This window comes from Streptomyces sp. NPDC058674, assembly GCF_042716505.1.
GTDB lineage: Bacteria > Actinomycetota > Actinomycetes > Streptomycetales > Streptomycetaceae > Streptomyces.
The window spans coordinates 48,708-66,847 of the sequence record NZ_JBHXSC010000003.1 but is presented as its reverse complement, the minus strand read 5'-3'; the positions used below and the strand labels follow the sequence as shown (position 1 = coordinate 66,847).

Sequence of the window (18,140 nt, the reverse complement as noted above, 5' to 3'; positions counted from 1 at the left end):
GGGACTGTAGTTGCCCAGGTGGTCCATGCTGCCGCCGAGTGATCCGGTGCCGCATGTCCCGGTGAGGGTCAGCTGCTGCTTCCCATTGGCCTTGCCGACATCCGCGACCCACTTCCTGACTTCGGCCCCCTTCTCGGCGACGAGCCGGTTGACGGCCTTCCGCGCGAGGTCGGCGCTCGACCAGCGGGAGTTGGGGGTGGGCCGGCCCGTCCTGCGCCGGGTCCGTCCCGCAGGGAAGGAGCGCGCCGACGGCGGCGCTTGACCTCCACCGGACTTGAGCCATGAGAGTGTCCTCATGACACTCTCAGCACAACGACATGCGGCGGTTCGGAACTGGATCAAGAGCACGGCGTGCTCCTTGACGACCGTTGCCCCCCTGGCGCCGTCGGAGGACCTGCGGCCTCTCTTGGGCATGCTCGGGGAAGACGCGGCTGTGGTGGGCTACGGCGCCGGGACACGCGGAGCGCATGAACTCTTCGCGATGCAGGTGCGCATTGCCCGGCTGGTTCGACGTCCTTCCTTGTCCACGTGCGGCACGTGACGCCGGCCCGCCCGCTCCGCGTCGAGTCCCCACCGAACCCGGAACGGTTCAGATGCCGGTAGAGAGTGCCACGTGGCGCCATTCGTCAAGTTCACGTCGCACCCGGTCCAGCTTCGCCTCGACACGCTCGATCGCATCCGCGCCCAACTGCAGTCGCAGCGGCGGATCGGTGACCTCGGTGATGTCGACGATGGCTTTCGCTGCCTTCACCGGGTCTCCTGGCTGACGGCCGTCGTAGTTGGCCAGTGCCTCGCGCACCGGCCCCGCGCCGACGACGTAGTCCTCGATGGAGGCCGGTTCGACCTGCATGCTCGCCGAACGGTTGAGGAAGTCCGTGCGGAAACCGCCCGGCTCCACGATCGTGACACGTACGCCCAGCGGGGCCAGTTCGCCGTGCAGCGCCTCGGAGATGCCCTCGAGGGCGAACTTCGACGCCCCGTACAAGCCCGCCGCCGGCGCCGTGGCGAAGCCGCCCACGGAGCCGATGTTCAGGACATGTCCGGATCGCTGGGCGCGCAACGTCGGCAGGGTTGCCCGCAATGTGTTGAGCACGCCGAACACATTGACGTCGAAGAGAGCGCGGGCGGATCTGTCGGACGTTTCCTCGATCGCGCCCACGAGGCCGTAGCCGGCGTTGTTGACCACGACGTCGATCCGCCCGAACTCCGCCAGGCCCGCCTCCACAGCGGCCGTCAACTGCTCGGGGTTGGTCACGTCCGCGCTGATCGCCAGCAAGCCGTCCGTCTTCCCCGGGTACGCCATACGCACCGCCTCCGCGTCCCGTGCTGTCGCGATCACGCTGTGCCCGCGCTCCTGCGCCTCGCGGGTGATCTCCGCGCCGAGCCCACGCGATGCACCGGTGACAAACCAAACGCTCATGCTCTCCCCTTGTTCCGATCGCCTGACCGGCCGACTTGCTGACGGCTCGACACTAGAAGCTAGAGTCGGGTCTAGATCAAGAACTGCATTACGGAGCGGTCATGCACCTGAGCATCGGTGAAGTAGCGAAACGCAGCGGGCTCAGCGTTCACGCACTGCGGTTCTACGAGCGGGAGGGCCTGTTCGCCAACCCGGTGCGCCGCCTGTCCAACGGCCGTCGGATCTATCACGAGGAAGATCTGGAGTGGCTGGCGATCTGCACGAAACTGCGCTCCTCCGGCATGTCACTGGCGACGATCCGGCAGTACATCGAGCTGGCCCGCCAAGGCCCGGGCAACGAACACGAGCGACTTGAGCTGCTGCGCCGGCACGAGACCCACGTGGAGGCCCAGATCCAGGAACTGCACGAGACCTTGAATGTGATGCGCCACAAGGTGCGGATCTACGAAGATCACCTCGAACGCGGCGAGGCCGACCGGCTCTGGAATCCGTCGCACGCAGAAACCGCACATGCCGGAACTCTCCAGGAGCACCTCCCTCCAGGGAGAACATGATCCTCCGGCTACGACCTGTGCGGAGTCGGCCGTAACGCCTACCGCTCCTTCACCTCCTGTGCCCAGTCCACTGGCCTCCGCGGCATCCAGCTACACACCGGCCGGAACCCAGGTTCGACCGACAGCCTCATCGATCGGTAAGCGGATGGCTTCTCAGACTTACGTGAGGCGAGGCACTTGAATGACGGGGGAAAGGGCGGCGACGGCGGCGCCACCTCCGTCAGCCTCGGCGGCCGTACCGACACCGCGCCCGGCGGTATCGGTGGGGGCAGTGGGCTCGGCTCCGCGATTTTCGGAGGCAACCGCCGGCGCCGGCGGGAAAAGCCCCAGGGAGGGCTACTGCAGTTACAAGCCGGGCACCGCGGGTGCTAAGTGGCCGTGTAGCTCAGGTCGTTAGCCGTCAGGGACGAGGGGGTCAGCCGCAGCCACATCGTGCCGCGCTGATCAGGATCATCATGCAGGTAGCGGACGAAGCGTGAATCCCAGCGGGACTCATCCGCGCCCAGGTAACGGACCAACTTGCGGCGCCCCCGCGGGACGTCGAAGGGAACAAGTTCGGCACGGCCACGGGCGATGACCTGACGGACAAGCCCCGTAGAGAGGTCACATATGTCCACTACAAGGGCGATCTGCGGATCCGCACTCACACGGTGAAACAGCTTTGCCCACGGCCCGGTCAGAACCCAGAAGGCGCCCTCCTCCCACAGAAACCACACAGGCCGCACGCTCGGTCCATCGGTAGCGATGCGCGCGGTGAGCGGCTGACTGAGGAAGCCGTCGATGTCAAAGGGAGGGGGCGTCATCTCTCCATGGTCGTTGTTCCAAGATCTTCCGAACACCCCGACTTTCGGCCTACGTCGAGCCTGGCAGACCCGGAAGACCCTGGTAGATAAAGAACAAGCTCAGCGGTGTTCGGACTGGGCGAAGAGCCTGCTGGCGAGGGGCCCCAGGGCAGTGCCGTAGCTGTAGGTGTCGTCGCCGCTCACGCTTACGGCAACAACGGTTCCGATGCCCGCCGGATTGAGGTCGACGATGTACACAACCGCCTGCGGGCGCCTTCCCCTGGGGCGGTCGTCAGCACCGAGAGACAACGGGCGGCAGCGATCGAGCAGTTCACCGATCCGGGCGTCGTCGACGCGTCGCGGTGGTGGCTCGTCGAACAGGACCAGCAATCGGGCCGTCCCTGAACGGTGGAAGCGCTACCTCGCGGACCGCAACTGCGCACCGCGCCGCGCCGCTTCGCCCTACCGGTCGGGGCCAGGTGAGCGTCTGGTGTCGGTGAACCAGGCGAAACCGTCCGCCGCCCGGTCCTCCGCACCGGCCTCCCCGCCCTCCGCATGAGGCGCCTGCACCGCTGGGGCCGGGGGCCGGCCGGCGGGGTCGGGCAGGAGCAGTTCGACCCGTACGGTTGCGGACGCGCGCTGCTGGGCGACGAACTCGTCGATCTGGGTCCGGCACGCGTGGTCCAGGTGCGTCAGGGCCGTCAGGTCCAGGCGCATGCGGGGTTTTCCCGCGGCCGCGAGCGCTTCGAGGGCCTCCAGCAGCTGCGGGAGCCGGACGAAGGTGGCGCTGCCCGTGACGGTCAGCTTCGCCGTCTCCGCGTCGGCCGTCTGCCGGAAGGCCGTCCGCGACATGCGCAGCACTGCCAGCAGGGTGGCGGCCGCCAGTCCGATCAGTACGCCTTCCAGGAGCGCCGTACCGAAGATGGCCAGCGTGGTGACGGCCATGACGGCGGCTTCGCCGCGGTCCTGCTTCCACAGCGCGCGGAACTGCTCGGGGGCGAACAGCTTCCATCCGCTGTGCACGAGGACGCCCGCGAGGACCGTGATGGGGATGAGGGCGAGCAGGCCGGGCAGCAGGAGCGCGAAGGCGAGAAGCCACAGGCCGTGCAGGGTGCGCGAGAGGCGCGTGCGTGCGCCGGCCTGGACGTTGGCGGAACTGCGGGCGACGACGGCGGTCATGGGCAGCGCGCCGAGGGCACCGCAGACGGTGTTGCCGATGCCCTGGGAGAGCAGTTCGGTGTTGTAGCGGGTGCGTGGCCCGGTGTGCATGCGGTCCACCGCGGCCGCGGTGAAGAGGCTCTCCGCGGACGCGATCGCGGTGAACGTGAGGATGGTGGCGATGACCGCCGGGTCCGCCAGTCCCGCCAGTTCTCCGGGTCCCGGCAGGTTGACGGAGCCGGGGAGGTCGCCGACCTGGAGGGTCTTGATGTCGACGCCCGGCAGTGCGGCGACGCCCATCCCGAGGACCACGGCGACGAGGGCTGCGGGAACCCGGTTCAGCGGGCCCGGCACCCTCTTCCAGAGGAAGCTGAGCAGCACGGTGACCGTCCCGAGCGCGGCGGCGGCGAGCGCGTCCGGCGTGCCGACGGTCCTGGTGACCAGTCCGGGCAGCCCGAGCAGGTTCTCCACCGGCGTGCCCGGCGCTTTGGAATCGGCCACGGCGTACGCCTGGCCGATCATCAGCGGCAGCCCGATCCCGGCGAGCATGCCCTGGACGACGGCGACCGAGATGGCCTGGAACATCCGGCCGAGCCGCACGAGCGCGAGGACGATCTGGAGCAGGCCGGTGGCGAGCACGATGACGCCGAGCATCGCCAGTCCGTGTTCCAGCACGGCCTCGGCGACCAAGGCCGCCAGGCCGGCTGCCGGCCCGCTCACCTGGAGCGCGCTGCCGCGCAGGAGACCGACGACCAGTCCGCCGACTATGCCGGAGACGATGCCCAGCTCGGGCGGCGCGCCGGATGCCACGGCGACACCGATGCACAGCGGGAGGGCGACCAGGAAGACCACGAACGAGGCGGTGGCTTCCGTGGCGAGGGACGCGCCGCGCAGTTCGGCGACGAGTCCTCCCGCCGCCGGAGCCCTTGCCGGAGCCCCCGCCGGGGCAGCCGCGGGGGCCGCCGTGGGAGGGGGCACGGCAGCGGGAGCGGGTTCGGGAGCCGGGGTGGACGGGCTGGTGGCGCCGGCGTCACCGGCCGTGGGACGGACGGTGAAGCGGGGGCCGGAGCGGCCGGCGGGACGGGCGTGCCGGGCCCGCTGTCGGGGCGGGGACGGGGAGGACATCGTGGGGACTCCTTCTGCGGGCCGGGGGCGGGACCTTCTGCGGGCCGGAGGCGGGACCGGGAGCCGGGCCGGGAGCCGGGCCGGGAACGGGGGCCGGCAGCCGGGGCCGGGAGCGGGGCTCCGGGCGGTCAGTGGGGCGCGAAGGTGCCGTCCTCGCCCAGCTCGTGGAGTTCGCCGGTGTCGACCCGGTAGTACCAGCCGTGGAGCCGCAGCAGGTCGTCGTCCAGGAGGTCGCGGACCACGGGGTAGGTGCCCAGTGTCGCCAGCTGGTGCACCACGTTGAGCTGCACCAGCCGTTCGAGGGAGTCGGGGTCGTCCGGTGTCCGGGACGTCAGGACCGGGCGCACCAGGGACAGCCACGCCTCGACACCGGGAAGGAGCGAGAGGTCGCGTCCGGAGGCGAGCGCGTCCATGGCTCCGCAGTGGGAGTGGCCGCAGATGACGATGTCGCGGATGCCGAGCACGGTGAGGGCGTACTCGATGGTGGCCACCTCGCCGGACGCGTCGGCCGCCCAGCGCGGCGGAACGATGTTTCCCGCGTTGCGGAGTTCGAAGATCTCGCCGGGCCGCGCTCCGGTGATCAGCGAGGGTACGACGCGGGAGTCGGAGCAGCTGATGACGAGGGCCTGCGGGTCCTGGCCGTCGGCGAGGCGCCGGTAGCTGTCACCGGCGTCGGCGTCGGCGACCTGCCGGTGGAAGGAGCGGGCGTGGTCGAGAAGGGCCTGCATGAGTGGTGTCCTCCTGATCGGGGCGGTGCTGGCGGTACTGGCGGTACGGGCGGTCCTGCGGTACGGGCGGTCCTGCGGTAGCGGTCCTGCATGACGGGGGCGGTCCTGCGGCACGGCCCGGCGCGCCTGGTGACGGCGCGCGCGCCGGTTCGACGCGGTGCCACGGGGTGTGCCGCAGTGCCCGGGGACCGTGCGGAGTGCCCGGGGACCGTGCGGACGACCCTAGGAAGGCGTCTTCAAGGAGCAGGCCAGCAGTTGGTTAACGCGAGGCCAGCGGGCGCCCAGAATTTCGCCGCGGGACGGTGTGAGGTATCGCTCGAAGGGCGATGACGGCGGCGTGGGGCGACCGGTCCTGTTGTACGGTGCAGGATCTCGAACAGGTGTTTAGCGAATCGGCAGTTGGAGCATTCCGGGCCCCGCGCGGCGCGTCGCGCCCCGGTGGGAACCGGAAGGACGGGAACGACGCATGCGGGTGCTGCTCATCGAGGACGACGAATCCATCGCCGAACCGCTGGCCGAAGGACTCTCCCGCTACGGACTGGCGGTCGACCGGGTCGCGACGGGCGGGGCGGCGCTCGCCGGGCCGTTCGGGGACATCGTGCTGCTGGACCTCGGCCTGCCGGACATGGACGGCATCGACGTCTGCCGCCGGATCAGGCAGGTGTCCCACGTGCCCATCATCATGCTGACCGCCCGCGGCGAGGAGGCGGACCGGGTGGTGGGGCTGGAGATGGGGGCCGACGACTACCTGGCGAAGCCCTTCAGCATGCGGGAGCTCATCGCGCGAATCCGCGCCGTGACCCGGCGTACGCGCGCCGGGGCGCAGCCCGCGCCGCACGCGTCCCTGCCCGCACCCGCCGCGCCGCGGCCCGGACACGTGCACGTGGGGGCCGGGCCGGCCGCGCACGCCCCGCGCCGACCGGAGGCGCTGGTGGTGGACCGCCGCACCCGCCAGGCATGGGTGGGCGACGTCCTGGTGGCGCTGACGCCCAAGGAGTTCGACCTGTTGGCGCTGTTGGCCGAGGATCCGGGCGCGGTGTACTCGCGCCAGCAGATCCTCGACCAGGTGTGGGACCCGCACTTCCACGGTCCCACCAAGACCCTCGATGTCCATGTGGCGGCGCTGCGGCGCAAACTCGGCGATCCCGCCTGGATCCACACCGTACGCGGGGTGGGGTTCCGTCTCGTCGCCCCCGCCTCGCGCGGCTGAGGGACGGGAACCGTCGTGACGCGCCGTCTGCTCCTGGGCTACCTGACGGTGGCCCTCCTGGTTCTGCTGTGCCTGGAGGTGCCCCTGGGCATCGTCTACGGCCGGGCCGAGCAACAACGCGCCACCCGGGCCGCCGAGGACGAGGCCGAGTCGCTGGCCGCGTACGCCGCGGTCTCGCTGGAGGGCGGCCGGACCGGCGCCCTGGCGGACCGGGTGGAGCACTGTGCCGAACGGATCGGCGGCGAGGTGGCCGTCTTCGACGCGTCGGGCCGTCCCGCCGCCTCCTCCCGGCCGCTGACCCCCGCTCAGGCCCGGGACCTGGCCGGGAGCCGGGAGGTACGGTCGGCGCTGCGGGGGCGGGCGGCCATCGACGTCCGTACCGCTGCGGTGGGCGGCGGGGCGCGGGTGCTGGCCGCCGCGGCGCCGGTGCCGTTCGGCTCGTCGCGCTACGGCGCCGTACGCGTCACCCTCCCCACCGACGCGGTGCACCAGCGGGTCCACGGCGTGTGGCTGACCCTGGCGGCGGCGGGCCTGGTGGCGCTGACAGCCGTGGCGGGGGTGGCGTACTGGCTGGCCCGCTGGACGAGCCGGCCCGTCCTGGAACTGGAGCGGGCCACGGCCCGTCTCGCCGAGGGCGACCTCTCGGTGCGGGCGACCCTGGCCACGTCGACCGGCCCGCCCGAGGTCCGGCGCCTCGCGGTCACGTTCAACGAGACCGCCGCGCGCCTGGAACACCTGCTGGCCTCGCAGCGCGCGTTCGCCGGTGAGGCCTCGCACCAGCTCAAGACGCCGCTGGCCGCACTGCGGCTGCGCCTGGACAACCTGGAGCCGGACGTGGCCGTCCACGCCAGAGGCGGTCTGGCCGCGGCTATGACCGAGACGGACCGGCTGGCCCGGATGGTCGAGGGGCTGTTGGCGATGGCACGGCTCGACGAGAAGGCCGTCACCCGGGTGCCGGTGGACCTCGACCGCATCGCGGCGGAGCGCGTACAGACCTGGAGCCCCGTGTACGAGGCGCGGGGCTGCCGGCTGGCGCTGGGAGTGGAGCAGTCCGGGCAGGCCTTCGCGGTGCCGGGCGCTGTGGAGCAGATCCTGGACAATCTGCTCTCCAACGCCCTGCGGGTGTCCGGGCCCGGGTCCGTGGTGCTGCTGGACCGTCGGCGCCCCCAGCCGCCGCGTCGCGGCCACCGCGAACACCGGTCGTCTTACGTCGAGTTGCACGTCATCGACGAGGGCCCGGGGATGACGGCCGAGCAGCGGGAACGCGCCTTCGACCGGTTCTGGCGCGCTCCGGGCTCCACGGAGGGCGGCAGCGGCCTCGGCCTGGCCCTGGTGCAGCGGCTCGCCGCCGCGGGTGGCGGCCACGTCGTCCTGGAGACGGCCGCCCGGGGCGGCATCGACGCCGTGGTACGGCTGCCCGCCGTCCCGTCACCCGGCGGACCGGGACCGGTGCCCGGCCGGGGTGACGCGCTCCGGCAGTGGCCCACCCGCAGGACCGTCCCCCTCCCCCGCCTCCGCTCCAGACCGCACAGCGGCGCCCGCCCGTGACCGGGCCCACCTCACGGTGTGGCCGGGTACGGAACCGGCCGGCCGCGGTCAGTGGTAGGCGTGGACGACGGCGTGGCCCTTGCCGCGGCCGATCATCCACTTGTTGACCGGCGTCGTGATCACGAAGGCGACGGCGAAGCCGCCCAGCAGCGCCGTCCAGAACAGCGCGTCCGACAGGTGGGCGTCCATCGCCCCGGGCGTCAGGGCGATGATGCCGTTGTCGACGAGTTCCATCACCGCGATCGAGACGGTGTCCGCGGCCAGCGCGACCTTGATCGCGCTCTTCCAGCCCAGTCCGGCCCGACGGACCGCGAAGAGGGTGAAGGAGTACCCGAAGACGAACGCCAGCGTGATCGCCAGGACCATCGTCTGGACGTTGCCCCACATCAGGGCGGTACCGATGACCATGCCGAGGATCTCGCCGATCACACATCCGGTCAGGCAGTGCAGCGTCGCCTTCGCGGCGGCCCCCCAGGTCACCCCGCCCTTCTGCCGCCGGGTGTGACCCGCGCGCCCCTGGTGCGCGCTGTGGTCGTGAGCAGTGCTGGTGTGGTGTGCGCTGTGGTCCATGACCGTCATCCCCAATCCCGTCCGTCCAGTGTGACCCCGTTCCCGCGGACCCGCCCACACCAGAACCATATACCCCCTGGGGGTATTCCGACTGGAGTGGAGTCGACAAAAAGCGGAGGGGTACACGGGGCCGCCCAGGCCCGGTACACCCCTCCGCCGGGTGGGTCAGCCCTCGCCGAGCAGGTCGTTCATCCTGGTGATCTCGGCGGTCTGGGAGGTGATGACGGCCGCCGCCATGGTCTTGGCGTCGGGGAAGGAACCTTCGGACTTCTCCGTCTTCGCCATCGCCACGGCGCCTTCGTGGTGCTTGATCATGAGCTGCATGAAGGCGGTGTCGAACGCCTTGCCCGAGGAGTTCTTCAGCTCGTCCATCTCCTCGGCCGTCATCATCCCGGCCGTGCCGTGCGCCGAGTGGTCCATGGCCCCCTCGGCGGGAACCCGCTCGCCCCAGGACGCCAGCCAGCGGGAAAGCGTCTTGACCTCCGGTTCCTGGGCCTTCTTGATCTCCTCCGCGAGCTTCTTGACCTCGGCGGACTCGGCCCTGGCGGGCGCGAGGTCCGCCATCTCCACGGCCTGGCGGTGGTGGGGGATCATCCCTTGGGCGAACGCGATGTCGGCGGCGTTGTGCTGCCCCTGCGCGGCCGCTGCGGAGGCGGCCGGCGGCTTCGATGCGTGGCCGTCGTGCCCGGTCGGGTTGTCGCCGGTCGACCCGCAGGCGGCGAGGACGAGAGCGGCCGCACCGGCGGCCGCCACAGCGGCGCCGCGGCGGATGGGGGAACGGTTGGTGTTCATGGTGGTGCGACTCCTTGATGCGCCGCCGCGCGGGCGGGCGCCGATGCGGAATGAGGATGCGCGGGAGCACGACATCCCGCACCGGCCCGGGCCGGGGCGAGGAGGTGCCGTGCGGGCGGTCCTATATCCGCAGGAGTTGCAGCTCGGCGAGGTCGGGCGGCGCCCGACCCCCCTCGATGAGTCCCGACGCGCTGCCCGGCGGCGCCATGGGCACGGACCCGGCGTCGAGGGCCGCGGCCAGGACGGGAGGCGCGTAGGGAGCGCTGACACCGGCCGCCGCGCACGCGGCGTCCGCGTGCTCCGCGTGGCCCGTTCCGCCATCGGTGTGCGAGCAGGCCCCCGCCACCTGCCGGTCGGCTCCGTCGTGGGCCGTCGCCATGACGTGGCCGCTGACGGCCGCCGGCGCCTTCGCGGGAGCGGGCCCTGACGCGAAGCCGTGCATCGCCAGCACACCGGCCAGCACCGCCAGCACCAGCAGCACGAAGCCGCGCCCGGCCGGGCGGCGGCTCGACGGCTGCATCATGCTGATCATGCGGTCATCGTACGACCCGACCCGGCGACTCCGCTTCCCCTGCCGGCCGGATGCACCGACGGCGTGAGAGGTGGCGGTCTCCACCACGGCTCGCGTGGTCGAGGGTTCGGAACAGGACAGAGCGCGCACCGGACACGGGTGGCGCAGTCGCAGCGCCACGGCTGGCCGCCCGCCCGTGGACACTCCGCCGACGACCACCTGTTCGATGCCCGGCCGGTCGGGGAGAGCCGCGCGGTCGTCCGCCGGATCCGCCGGCAGGGGCTTGCCCGGGATCACCGGACCTTTCCCCGCATCCGCGCAGCTCAGAGGGTGCGACCCGGTAGCCGGCGGCCCTGGGTGCGGCCGTCCGGGGGGCTCGCATCGGGTGGGTGAACGGTGCTTCGTGGACCGGGATGGCGGGCTCCCCGGCACGGGGGCCGGAGCCGCCGGAAGAGCGGCGCGCGCCGATGCCGAACCGGGGGTTCATGAGAGGACTTCCAGGGGCTACATTGAGCCGCTCGCGTTCACCTGACAGCCCGTTGCCTTTCACTCGTGTTTTGCACGGGGGGCGACGTCAGGGACGCAGACTGTGCAACCACCCCACCGCCCAGAAGGACCGAAGGCTCCGTGCCCGTACCCGTACTCCTCGCCGGCCGCACCGTGCGGCTCGAGCCCCTCGCCCCCCACCACACCGAGGCCCTGGCCCTGGCCGGGGCCGAGGATCGTACGACGTACGCCTTCACCCCCGTGCCCCACGGTGTGCAGGCGTCCCACGAGTACATCGACCGTGCCCTCGCCGATCAGGCGGCGGGTCGATCGCTCCCGTTCGCGGTGGTCAGAGCCACCGACGGGCGGGTCGTCGGTTCGACCCGCTTCCTCGAACTCGACTACTGGCAGGGGCCCCTGGTGTGGCCCGCCGTGCCCGGGGTCCCGTTCGGCGATCCGGTGGCGGCGATCCCCGATGCCGCCGAGATCGGCAATACCTGGCTGTCCCCGGGCGCCCAGGGAACCGGCATCAACACCGAGGCGAAGCTGCTCATGCTCCGCCACGCCTTCGAGACCTGGGGGGTGCGGCGGATCTCGCTGCGCGCGGACGCCCGCAACGGCCGGTCGCGGGCCGCCATGGAACGCCTGGGCTTCACCTGCGAGGGGGTACGCCGGGCCCACTCGCGGGGGCTGGACGGCGCGGTCCGCAGCACCGCCTTCTACTCCGTCCTCGACGAGGAGTGGCCGACCGTACGGTCGGCCATCGAGCTGAGGCTGCCCCCCGCCGTGCAGCGCAGGCGGCGTCGCAAGACCCTGGTTCCCGCCTAGTGCTGTGACAGGGCGCGTCGGCAGGCGAGGACTCCGCGGGTCCGTCTGGTGCCCTGGGCAATGACCTTGCCCAGGGCACCCCAAAAGAAGGAAAAAAAGGGAACCCTGGCATGCTTTTGCTCATCCTTCGAACGGAAGGAACACACCGCCAGACCACCCCGCCCCGCCGGGGCAGCACCAGCCGGAGAGACACCGCACATGTCGTACGCACCCGACGGGCAGCAGGACCAGCCGTACCGGCCGGAGGGACAGCCGCCCCGGCCGCAGCCCCCGCACGGGGGGCAGCAGTACGGTCAGCGGCCCCCGCCTTACGGAGCGCCCCAGCCGCCGTACGAACAGCAGCGGTACGACCGGCAGCCGTACGAGCAGCAGGACCACCGGCAGCCGGACGACACCCAGCGGTACGAGCAACTGCCGTACGGGCAGGAGCCGGAACCGCCGCGCAAGTCGCGCGTGCGGCGCTGGCTGGTCGCGGGTGGCTCCGTCCTCGCGCTCGCGGGTGTCGCGGCACTGGTGATGAACCACTTCGAGATACCCCCCTTCACCGACAAGGGCGCGGCCGTGTCCTTCGGCGGGCCTCCCTCGGACGGTGCGGGAAAGACGGGCGGGGCGGCGGCCCAGCAGCCGGTCAGCTCCAAGATGCTGATGCCCACGGGCCCGAAGGCCGACTTCAAGAACTCGATGACCCTGGCGGACGGGACGCACGTCGCCGTCACGACGCTGGACGGCAAGAAGTCCGGCTTCAAGGGCAAGGTGTGGGTCTGGGCGCCCAAGGAGTACAACGACCCGAAGTTCGCCAAGAGCGGCTTCCCGGTCATGATCGCACTCCCGGGCGGCGCCGGCTTCCCGACCAACTACTGGATGGGCACCGACCTGGGGCTCCAGACCAGCATCGGCAAGTGGTACGCGGAGGGCAAGAGCAAGCCCTTCATCCTGGCCATGCCGGTGCTCAACCCCGGGCCGGACGACAAGGGCGTCTACTGGGACGGCTCGGACATCCCCGGCCAGCCCAAGATGGGGACCTGGCTCACCGAGGACGTCCCGGACCTGATGAGGGAGAACTTCCGCACGGTCAAGTCCCGTGACGGCTGGGCCTTCATGGGCTCCTCCACCGGCGGCTTCGCAGGCATGAAGGCCGTGCTGAAGCACCCGGACAAGTTCAAGGCCGTGATCGCCTCGGGCCCTGACATCGTCCCGGACTCCTCCCTGTGGAAGGGCCACGACAAGGAGAAGGCCGAGAACAACCCGGAGCTGCTGGCGAAGCAGCTCATCGACCGCAAGGGTCCGGACGTGTACCTCGCCTTCCAGGTCGGGGACAGCGAGAACAACAAGAAGACCCTCCCCGACGTGCAGAAGTTCATCGCCACCTACGGCAAGGGACCCGTCCACACCAGCCTGAGGATCATCAAGGGCGGCCAGCACAACGCCAAGACCTACGTCCCGAACATGGGCGAGGGCCCCATCCAGGAGATCAGCAAGGTCATGGAAGGGCCCGTGGAGTAGTCCCGGGTCCGTCCGCCCCGGTGACCACCCCGGCTGAGGGCCCAGCCCGCGGGGGCCCAGTCCGCGGGGGTCCAGTCCGCGGAGGGTCTAGTCCGCGGGCTCCTCGGGCGGGCGGTTGCCCGGGCCGGCTGCCGGCTCCGCCCCCTCGGCCTCCTGGCCCTCGGCCCGCTGCCCCTCGCCCTTGCCGGGGTCGTCGGGTCCGGGCCGGTCGGCTGCCGCGTCCGCGAGGTCCGGGGCGACCGGCCCGACCGGCGGCAGGTCCGGGGTGACGGGGTCGCGGCTCTCCGGCACGCGCGGCGGGAGCTCGGGCTCCGGGGCGCTGGTCATGGCGGTCCTCCTCGGTCGGTCCCACGGTTCACATCCGTGGTGCTGACCTCCGCCTGCCCCGCTCGGCCGCCGGGAACCCCGGCGCCCGCGGGTATCCCGCACCGTCCGGTATCCCTCACCGTCCGGCATCACGCCCCGTCCGGCATCACACGTCGTCCGGCATCACACGTCGTCCGGGCGGGCGGACCCCTGCCGGGGAATGCGTCCGCAGACCAGGTTTCCGGGCTCCGAAGGGTCGTCGCCGATCCAGAACTGCGACCACAGGACGGCGAACTCCGCACGGCTGAGGTACCCGTCGCCGTCCAGGTCGAGCAGGCCGAACACCTCGTCGGTGTCGACCGCCCGACCGCTCCAGGTCTCGATGAGCCGGCGGTGCTCGGTGCGGGAGATCCGGCCGTCCCCGTTCTCGTCCACGGCGTCGAAGACGGTGTCCGCGGTGGCCGTGACGGCCCCGGCCATCGAGGGCAGCCGGTCCACCAGCACGAGGAGCTCGTCGAAATCGACCCTGCCGTCGTCGTCGGCGTCGGCGACCGCCACCAGCCCCTCCCACCAGCCCATGACGACGGCCTCGACCCGGGCGCGCAGTTCCGTACCCGGCCCCACTCCGGGTAGTCGGCCCCAGCGGGCCGCGAGGGCTTCGAAGTCACCCCGCCGCAGGTAGCCGTCCCCGTCCGCGTCGAACGCGTCGAACATGCCCTGGATCTTGCGCTGCTGGAACACACTGGCCATGAACAGCCCTCTCCGAACGGAACCGACCGCTTGCCGCCACGTACGGCGATCGAGCGACCACCATAGGTGACGTCAGGGTCGCTCGAAGACCACGGGAACACCGCTGCCGGGCAGCCGCCGGTCAGTCGCAGCGGTGAAGGCCTTCGGCGGGGCGGAGCCGTCCCAGGGCTCCCAGCCGGGGTCCCCCGCCGTGGCGAAGCGCACCCAGGCCGCGTGCATCTCGCGGGCCAGCTCCCGGGGGGCGTCCGGCCCGGTCAGCCACGCGGACTCCGGCACGTCGAGGGTGTCGAAGACGAAGCCCAGCTCCAGGCCGTGGCAGGACCCCAGGCCCGGGATTGCGGACGGCCAGCCGAATTCGTAGAGGAAGCTCGGCGCGGCCCGGTGCGCGCCGGCGAGGCGCCGCAGCGGGTCCCGCAGCCGCCGGTCGGTGAGCAGCTGCCCCGCGAGCTCGGCCGGGCCCGCCCCGGGCAGGGCGGCGCGCAGCGCCCGTACGGCGGAGCGGTCCTTGCCGGCGCGCCGCCGGGCCAACTCGACGGCGAGGGGGCCCCGCCTGTCGAGAGCCCGCAGCCCTCCCGTGGGCGCCAGCCAGAGCCGGTGCTCCTCCCGGGTCCAGCCCAGCAGCAGGGGCACGTCGGCGGAGACGGCCTGCCCGGCCAGGGCGTCGAGGGGGTCTTGGGGCAGCGTGTCCGGGTCGGTGACCAGACCGAGGGACGGGCCGCCGAGCAGGGGACCCGACCTGCGCAGGACGGCGGCCTGCGCGGCGAGGAGCGCCGGCAGGGGTACGGCGGTGAAGGCCTTCGCGGTGGCGTCCGCCGCGAGCAGCGACGCCATCCGCCGGACCGTGGTCCGCACCCGGGCGCGCGGCAGCACCTCGGGTGCCCCGCTCTGCAGGACGGCCCGGGTGAAGAGACCGGCGGCGCGGGGGGCGGCGAGCAGGGCGCCGACGCTGATGGCCCCGGCGGACTCGCCGGAGACGGTGACGCGGGCGGGATCCCCGCCGAAGGCCGCGATGTTGTCCCGGACCCACTCCAGGGCGGCGATCTGGTCCAGCAGCCCGCGGTTGGCGGGCGCATCGGGAAAGAGGCCGTAACCGAGGACGCCGAGCCGGTAGTTGAAGGAGACCAGCACCACTGCGTCGCGGGCGAAGGCAGAGCCGTCGTAGACCGGCACGGCGGAGGAGCCCCGGGTCAGCGATCCGCCGTGGATCCACACCATGACGGGCAGCCGGGCGTCCGCCGCCGGTTCGGGCGTCCACACGTTGACGCTGAGGCAGTCGTCGCCGGGGATCTCCGGGTCGGGCAGCAGTGCCGCGAAGGGAGCCGGGTAGGGGACTTTGGGCGCGGTGGGCCCGTACGCCCCGGCGTCCCGGACGCCGTCCCAGGCGGCGGGGGGCGCGGGAGCCGCGAAGCGGAGGGCGCCGACCGGCGGCGCCGCGTAGGGGACGCCGAGGAAGACGGCGCTCCCGTCGGCCCCCGACCGGCCTCCACCGTGCCGTACCCGGTCCTGACCCGGGGCCGACGGCCGTCGCCGCCGGGCCCGGCGGCGGGGGCGCCCGCTGCACTCATCCCGTCCTCCTGGAATCCGTTGCTCCGACGCCTTCGGTCCGCGCACGCTCGCACAGCCGTCCCGGGGGTGACAAGGCGTGACCGGGCCCGGGCGCGTCCCGGTTGGTCCGGCATGCGATCCCTCACGCGGTTCCTCACGCGATCCCTCACGCAGTCCCCCCTGCGCTGCCTGCGACCCCTGCCCCTTCCGCCGGTCCCCCGCGCCGCGCGCCGCGCCCTCCGGTCGGCAGCGGTGCCCGCCGCGCTGCTGACGGCCGCGGCGCTGGCCGGCGGACCGGCCCGGGCCGCCGACGGGCCGGACTTCCAGTACCTCGGCCAGGACGACCGGGTGCACGGGCTGACCGCGCCGAAGGGCTGTGTCGAGGCGGAGGGCGGTGGCGCCCGGGCCGTCACGAACCACACCCGGGGCACGGCGACGCTCTACCGGGAGCCGGGCTGCGCGGGCCCGGCCGTGCAGGTGCTGCGACCCGGGGCGGTCACCCAGGTGCGCCCGTACTTCGCCTCCGTCCGCTTCTCCGTCACCGGGTAGGCCCAGGGACCGTGACCCCTTGGCCATCCTTGCGTTGTATGCCATGTCAAATGCCGCAGAGTCTGCGGCGCCCCACATCCCTTGAGGAGATCTTGATGTCGCGTATCGTGAAGGCATTCGCCATCACCGCCGCCGCCGGTAGCGTCGTGGCCGCCGGCGCCGGTCTGGCCGTCGCCGATGCCGGAGCGCACGGTGCGGCGGTCGGCTCCCCCGGTGTCCTGTCGGGCAACCTGGTCCAGGTGCCGGTGCACGTCCCGGTCAACGTCTGCGGCAACACCGTCAACGTGATCGCCCTGCTGAACCCGGCGTTCGGCAACACCTGCGTCAACGCCTCGGGCGGCGAGGACAAGCACCACACCGAGGGCAACGGCTACGGCCACTGACCACCCGGCCTGACGGTCGACGGAAGGGCCCCCGCCTCACGGCGGGGGCCCTTTCCCGTGCGGGCCCCGGGCGTCACCCGTGCGGAGGCCCAGGCGTCATTCGTAGCGGTAGACCCCCCGGTGCCCGAGCATCTCGCGCGGGGTGACCCCCCACGGGGGCATCGGCTCGTCGAGTGCGATGACCCGGCCGCGCTGGGGGTCGCCCGGGCCGGGGGGCACGGCGGGGAGGTATCCGGAGCCGGGGTGCCGCTGCTGCCAGCGGTCCCAGATCAGGTCCACGAAGGCGTGGTGCAGCCAGAACACCGGGTCGTTGGGGGCGGTGCCGCCCGTCATGTGCCCGCCGATCCACTGGTGGACCTTGTTGTGGTTGCGCCAGCGCTCGCTCCTGGGCGCGGCCCAGCCCTCCAGCTTGTTGCGGAAGCCTCCGGCGGTGGCGGTGGAGTCCCAGGGCGCGGTGTCGTAGGCCGGGTCGTCGATCGCCCACTGGAGTTCGGACGGGGTGGGCAGCGCGATCGGGTTCTGCGGCCGGCCCAGGTTGCGGGTGAGGAAGGCGGACTCCGTGATGCCCACGGTCACCGTCCAGTTGCCCTTGTCGTAGGCGAACGGGCCGGTCATCACCCGGCGGTCGTCGGCCCGGCCGGTGCCGCCCAGGAAGTCGTCGGCCCAGAGCGGGGAGACGGGGCTGGTGTCGGTGGTCCAGTCCCAGTACGGGACGGACACCCCGGGATCGACGGCCCGGAGCTGCTTCTCGAACTCCAGCAGGTAGCGCCGGTGCCAGGGGAAGAACGACGGGGACATGTGGCCGACACGCAGCTTGCGGTCGCGGTCGGGCACGAAGTACTTGTCGTGGGTGCGCACGAAGGAGTCGTACACGCCGCTCCGCTTGAGCTCCAGCACGGCGGCCGTGAACCGCTTCTTCTGGGCGCTGGTCAGGTTCTTCTGGTTCTGCCTGGTGTACACGCAGGGCTCCTCCGGTCAGCCGTGGCGCGGGGCGGACGCCATCGCCAGCTGGGCCGAGCCCATTTCGTCGACGGCCGCCCGGGCCAGCTCCAGGGGGGTCCCGTACGACTGGAAGTGGTTGATCCCGCTGAGGTAGCTGCCGTCGGCGCGCCGCATGACGTGGAGCGGGCGGCCGTCGATGCGGACCCCGGCGAGGTCCACGGCGATGTGCCGTCCGCGGTACGTCTCCTCCTCCAGCGGGGCCGGGGTCAGGGTCTGGCGGGGTCGGCGGGCGCGCAGTACGGGGGCCAGCGCGGCGGCCGTCCCGGCGAGCACGGCCGCGGTGAAGGCCGTGCGCAGGACGGCGCGGCGGGTCGGTGGTGGGGCGGCGGGTGCTGCGGACATGCGGTCTCCCTCGCTCGGTGGCCGGTGCCTACGCGTCTAACGCGGCGC

At 72.3% G+C, this 18,140-nt stretch carries 20 protein-coding genes; 7 read left to right on the top strand and 13 right to left on the bottom strand.

Annotated features, from left to right (window positions below; translation table 11 throughout):
* Positions 1-589: 589 nt before the first annotated feature.
* Positions 590-1,420: an oxidoreductase gene (locus ACFWU6_RS02615; RefSeq protein WP_383977823.1), complete on the bottom strand. Its 831-nt coding sequence runs from the start codon at positions 1,418-1,420 to the stop codon at positions 590-592.
* A 101-nt stretch (positions 1,421-1,521) separates the two neighbouring features.
* Here ACFWU6_RS02615 and ACFWU6_RS02610 point away from each other — a divergent pair, with 101 nt between their 5' ends.
* Positions 1,522-1,974, top strand: coding sequence for a MerR family transcriptional regulator (locus ACFWU6_RS02610; protein WP_383807876.1), 453 nt, complete (start codon positions 1,522-1,524; stop codon positions 1,972-1,974).
* Between the two features lie 368 nt (positions 1,975-2,342).
* Here ACFWU6_RS02610 and ACFWU6_RS02605 read toward each other — a convergent pair whose 3' ends face one another.
* The 4 genes from ACFWU6_RS02605 to ACFWU6_RS02590 form a co-directional block, all read right to left on the bottom strand.
* Entirely contained in the window at positions 2,343-2,777 is a 435-nt protein-coding gene (locus ACFWU6_RS02605; protein WP_383977821.1) for a pyridoxamine 5'-phosphate oxidase family protein, read from the bottom strand.
* A gap of 99 nt (positions 2,778-2,876) precedes the next feature.
* Positions 2,877-3,146, bottom strand: coding sequence for a hypothetical protein (locus ACFWU6_RS02600; RefSeq protein WP_383977818.1), 270 nt, complete (start codon positions 3,144-3,146; stop codon positions 2,877-2,879).
* A 72-nt stretch (positions 3,147-3,218) separates the two neighbouring features.
* Entirely contained in the window at positions 3,219-5,039 is a 1,821-nt protein-coding gene (locus tag ACFWU6_RS02595; protein WP_383807870.1) for a SulP family inorganic anion transporter, read from the bottom strand.
* Between the two features lie 128 nt (positions 5,040-5,167).
* A complete protein-coding gene (locus tag ACFWU6_RS02590) occupies positions 5,168-5,767 on the bottom strand; it encodes a carbonic anhydrase (protein ID WP_383807867.1) in 600 nt (199 codons plus the stop codon).
* 466 nt (positions 5,768-6,233) lie between these two features.
* On the opposite strand from ACFWU6_RS02590, the gene ACFWU6_RS02585 reads away from it, so the two are divergent.
* Positions 6,234-6,977, top strand: a complete 744-nt coding sequence (locus ACFWU6_RS02585) for a response regulator transcription factor (RefSeq protein WP_383807864.1) — start codon at positions 6,234-6,236, stop codon at positions 6,975-6,977.
* A gap of 15 nt (positions 6,978-6,992) precedes the next feature.
* A complete protein-coding gene (locus ACFWU6_RS02580) occupies positions 6,993-8,525 on the top strand; it encodes a sensor histidine kinase (RefSeq protein WP_383977815.1) in 1,533 nt (510 codons plus the stop codon).
* A 48-nt stretch (positions 8,526-8,573) separates the two neighbouring features.
* Here the strand turns inward: ACFWU6_RS02580 and ACFWU6_RS02575 are convergent, their stop codons facing one another.
* From ACFWU6_RS02575 to ACFWU6_RS02565, 3 genes are all read right to left on the bottom strand, one after another.
* Positions 8,574-9,095: a DUF4396 domain-containing protein gene (locus ACFWU6_RS02575; RefSeq protein WP_383977812.1), complete on the bottom strand. Its 522-nt coding sequence runs from the start codon at positions 9,093-9,095 to the stop codon at positions 8,574-8,576.
* Between the two features lie 165 nt (positions 9,096-9,260).
* A complete protein-coding gene (locus ACFWU6_RS02570; protein WP_383977809.1) occupies positions 9,261-9,887 on the bottom strand; it encodes a DUF305 domain-containing protein in 627 nt (208 codons plus the stop codon).
* A gap of 121 nt (positions 9,888-10,008) precedes the next feature.
* Positions 10,009-10,419, bottom strand: a complete 411-nt coding sequence (locus tag ACFWU6_RS02565; RefSeq protein ID WP_383977806.1) for a DUF6153 family protein — start codon at positions 10,417-10,419, stop codon at positions 10,009-10,011.
* 606 nt (positions 10,420-11,025) lie between these two features.
* Between ACFWU6_RS02565 and ACFWU6_RS02560 the strand changes: the two genes are divergently transcribed.
* Positions 11,026-11,712: a GNAT family N-acetyltransferase gene (locus ACFWU6_RS02560; RefSeq protein WP_383807854.1), complete on the top strand. Its 687-nt coding sequence runs from the start codon at positions 11,026-11,028 to the stop codon at positions 11,710-11,712.
* Between the two features lie 198 nt (positions 11,713-11,910).
* On the top strand, positions 11,911-13,215 hold the full coding sequence (locus ACFWU6_RS02555) for an alpha/beta hydrolase (RefSeq protein ID WP_383807851.1): 1,305 nt from the start codon (positions 11,911-11,913) through the stop codon (positions 13,213-13,215).
* Between the two features lie 87 nt (positions 13,216-13,302).
* Here the strand turns inward: ACFWU6_RS02555 and ACFWU6_RS02550 are convergent, their stop codons facing one another.
* From ACFWU6_RS02550 to ACFWU6_RS02540, 3 genes are all read right to left on the bottom strand, one after another.
* Positions 13,303-13,542 (bottom strand): hypothetical protein, encoded by a 240-nt coding sequence (locus ACFWU6_RS02550; RefSeq protein ID WP_383807848.1) that lies wholly within the window; start codon positions 13,540-13,542, stop codon positions 13,303-13,305.
* A 162-nt stretch (positions 13,543-13,704) separates the two neighbouring features.
* Positions 13,705-14,271: an EF-hand domain-containing protein gene (locus ACFWU6_RS02545; protein WP_383807845.1), complete on the bottom strand. Its 567-nt coding sequence runs from the start codon at positions 14,269-14,271 to the stop codon at positions 13,705-13,707.
* A gap of 72 nt (positions 14,272-14,343) precedes the next feature.
* Positions 14,344-15,882: a carboxylesterase/lipase family protein gene (locus ACFWU6_RS02540; RefSeq protein ID WP_383977803.1), complete on the bottom strand. Its 1,539-nt coding sequence runs from the start codon at positions 15,880-15,882 to the stop codon at positions 14,344-14,346.
* Positions 15,883-16,068: 186 nt separating this feature from the next.
* On the opposite strand from ACFWU6_RS02540, the gene ACFWU6_RS02535 reads away from it, so the two are divergent.
* Together ACFWU6_RS02535 and ACFWU6_RS02530 are read left to right on the top strand one after the other, a co-directional pair.
* Entirely contained in the window at positions 16,069-16,365 is a 297-nt protein-coding gene (locus ACFWU6_RS02535) for a hypothetical protein (protein WP_383977800.1), read from the top strand.
* A gap of 95 nt (positions 16,366-16,460) precedes the next feature.
* Positions 16,461-16,748 carry a chaplin gene (locus ACFWU6_RS02530; protein ID WP_383807836.1) on the top strand — a complete coding sequence of 96 codons (288 nt, stop codon included), beginning with the start codon at positions 16,461-16,463 and terminating at the stop codon, positions 16,746-16,748.
* Between the two features lie 96 nt (positions 16,749-16,844).
* Here ACFWU6_RS02530 and ACFWU6_RS02525 read toward each other — a convergent pair whose 3' ends face one another.
* Together ACFWU6_RS02525 and ACFWU6_RS02520 are read right to left on the bottom strand one after the other, a co-directional pair.
* Positions 16,845-17,708 carry a tyrosinase family protein gene (locus tag ACFWU6_RS02525; protein ID WP_383807833.1) on the bottom strand — a complete coding sequence of 288 codons (864 nt, stop codon included), beginning with the start codon at positions 17,706-17,708 and terminating at the stop codon, positions 16,845-16,847.
* A gap of 15 nt (positions 17,709-17,723) precedes the next feature.
* Positions 17,724-18,092: a tyrosinase family oxidase copper chaperone gene (locus ACFWU6_RS02520; protein ID WP_383807831.1), complete on the bottom strand. Its 369-nt coding sequence runs from the start codon at positions 18,090-18,092 to the stop codon at positions 17,724-17,726.
* Positions 18,093-18,140: the final 48 nt, after the last annotated feature.

Bases quoted from the DNA above. Each gene is read 5' to 3' on its own strand.
- ACFWU6_RS02570 (WP_383977809.1), bottom strand. From the start codon at position 9,887: ATGAACACCAACCGTTCCCCCATCCGCCGCGGCGCCGCTGTGGCGGCC.
- ACFWU6_RS02595 (WP_383807870.1), bottom strand. From the start codon at position 5,039: ATGTCCTCCCCGTCCCCGCCCCGACAGCGGGCCCGGCACGCCCGTCCC.
- ACFWU6_RS02575 (WP_383977812.1), bottom strand. From the start codon at position 9,095: ATGGACCACAGCGCACACCACACCAGCACTGCTCACGACCACAGCGCG.
- ACFWU6_RS02605 (WP_383977821.1), bottom strand. From the start codon at position 2,777: ATGACGCCCCCTCCCTTTGACATCGACGGCTTCCTCAGTCAGCCGCTC.
- ACFWU6_RS02530 (WP_383807836.1), top strand. From the start codon at position 16,461: ATGTCGCGTATCGTGAAGGCATTCGCCATCACCGCCGCCGCCGGTAGC.
- ACFWU6_RS02615 (WP_383977823.1), bottom strand. From the start codon at position 1,420: ATGAGCGTTTGGTTTGTCACCGGTGCATCGCGTGGGCTCGGCGCGGAG.
- ACFWU6_RS02555 (WP_383807851.1), top strand. From the start codon at position 11,911: ATGTCGTACGCACCCGACGGGCAGCAGGACCAGCCGTACCGGCCGGAG.
- ACFWU6_RS02610 (WP_383807876.1), top strand. From the start codon at position 1,522: ATGCACCTGAGCATCGGTGAAGTAGCGAAACGCAGCGGGCTCAGCGTT.
- ACFWU6_RS02590 (WP_383807867.1), bottom strand. From the start codon at position 5,767: ATGCAGGCCCTTCTCGACCACGCCCGCTCCTTCCACCGGCAGGTCGCC.
- ACFWU6_RS02585 (WP_383807864.1), top strand. From the start codon at position 6,234: ATGCGGGTGCTGCTCATCGAGGACGACGAATCCATCGCCGAACCGCTG.
- ACFWU6_RS02565 (WP_383977806.1), bottom strand. From the start codon at position 10,419: ATGATCAGCATGATGCAGCCGTCGAGCCGCCGCCCGGCCGGGCGCGGC.
- ACFWU6_RS02545 (WP_383807845.1), bottom strand. From the start codon at position 14,271: ATGGCCAGTGTGTTCCAGCAGCGCAAGATCCAGGGCATGTTCGACGCG.
- ACFWU6_RS02520 (WP_383807831.1), bottom strand. From the start codon at position 18,092: ATGTCCGCAGCACCCGCCGCCCCACCACCGACCCGCCGCGCCGTCCTG.
- ACFWU6_RS02550 (WP_383807848.1), bottom strand. From the start codon at position 13,542: ATGACCAGCGCCCCGGAGCCCGAGCTCCCGCCGCGCGTGCCGGAGAGC.